At 28.4% G+C, this 2034-nt stretch carries 1 protein-coding gene; it reads right to left on the minus strand.

From position 1 onward, the window contains the following. Window positions 1-126 precede the first annotated feature (126 nt). The coding region (locus BN350_RS02060) for an ABC transporter permease (protein ID WP_028042105.1) at window positions 127-2034 on the minus strand (1908 nt) is incomplete at its 5' end.

The raw sequence follows: 2034 nt of genomic DNA on the forward strand, positions 1-2034 counted from the left end.
TTTCATCATCTATCCTTACATTGATGTAAGAATACCTTTTTAACATTATAATCACTTATGACTCATATGACAAACATAACTCAATAGAAGAAAAGGAATAACCTAAGATTATTCCTTTCAAACTATTTATTTTCTTACAATTCTATAATACGTTCTTGCTGTTAAAGTATAAACAATGCTATATATAATAGCTAAAATAATCACAGAAATGAACGTACACATTATAAATAATCCATTTCCTGAAACAATTAAATAACTAAACATTTTCATAATCATCTTAGAAGCAAATACCATATGAATGACTGCCACAACAAGTGGTAAAAAGAAGAAAATTAAAACTTGTGAACGTATTGTTTGTTTGACTTCCTTTATGCTCATTCCCACATTTTGCATGATTTCAAAACGTTTTTGATCTTCATAACCTTCAGATAATTGTTTATAATACATAATGATAATTGCAGCCATAAGGAATAATAATCCTAGGAATATTCCTAAAAAGAATAAACTTCCATAAGAATCAGTAAACATGACTTCCATTTCATATTGTGAAGATGTATGCAATGTTATTCCCAATGTGTTTTCTGTTACATTTGTAATCACATCTTCTGCTGCTTTTGCATCTTCTTGATTTTGATATTCAATAGAGAGATATTGAATAGGTCCTATTTGATTATTCATTGTTGATAGAGTATCTTTTAAGATTTTTTCGTTTGGAAAGACTATACCTGTATATTTGGCTAGTCCAGAAAATTCTGTATCTAGAAAATAGTGTTCTTTTACTTCAGAACAAATATTAAAAGTTTTTCCATTAATAAAAATTTGATCTTTTAAATTTTCAAAATTCGAATGCACAAGAACTTCATTATCTTTTAAAGATTCATTTTTGTGATAAGCACGATTATATTCATCCAATGTCATTGCTGATAAACTTCTAAAATCTATGGAATCACCACCTTCACCAGTAATCAATTGTCCATTTTTTTCATTATAAGCAACTTCATAAACAGTACGTACAACAAATGCTGATGTTTCTATATGATTATCCTTTAAATTCATTTGGATTTGGGTATAAAGTCTATTTAAATCATTCTGTGATGGCAACTGTCCTTTCTCATCAGCAAAGACCTTAATCTGATAATCTTCATTGAGCATATTTTGAACAGAATCTTTGATTCCTAAGTTTAATGTGACTGTAGAAGATATCATGACCAATATACATGTACATAAGATACAGATACTTGCCAGTCCTACTGCATTTTGTTTCATACGATATATCATTTGTGATACTGATGTAAAATGTCTTGTCTGATAATAGAAACGTTTGTTTTTCTTTAATATCTTCAAAATCATAATTGAACCAGCTGTAAATAAACAGTATGTTCCGATAATAACCAATACAACTGCAACAAAGAATAACATTAATGCTTGTATTGGATCTTCAATAGTTTGTGCAAGATAATAACCTGCTCCTAATGTTAAGATTCCAATCAATGTGAATAACCACTTTGTCTTTGGTTCTTTTTCACCATGATCCCCACCACGTAAAAGTTCAATTGGATTCGCTAATTTAATTTGAATGACATTAAATAAATATGCAACCATAAAAATAGTACTATACATAACAAGTGTAAAGATAATTGTGATTACAGGAATTTCAAAAGTCATTGTGGTTTGAATATGAGCTAAATTGACTAGTAATAAAAACATTAGTTTACTAAAGATTGCTCCAAAAAGAATTCCTAATACTAATGAAACAACAGTTGTAAAGATGGTTTCAAATAACATCATAATCATGACATGCTTCTTTTCCATCCCCAGAATATTGTATAGTGCTATTTCTTTTTTCCTACGCTTAATAAGAAAACTATTGACATAGAATAAAAATATAATTGAAAAAATAATAACAATCATTGAACCCATTTCTAAAATAACTGGAGCTGTTGTGCTATATTCACTCAATTCTGGATTCATTGATAGACTATGAATAACGTAAAACATCATCACTGTAAATGTACTTGTTAGTAAGTATGGAAG

The sequence above is a fragment of the Candidatus Stoquefichus massiliensis AP9 genome (genome assembly GCF_000455285.1).
Taxonomy (GTDB): domain Bacteria; phylum Bacillota_I; class Bacilli_A; order Erysipelotrichales; family Coprobacillaceae; genus Stoquefichus; species Stoquefichus massiliensis.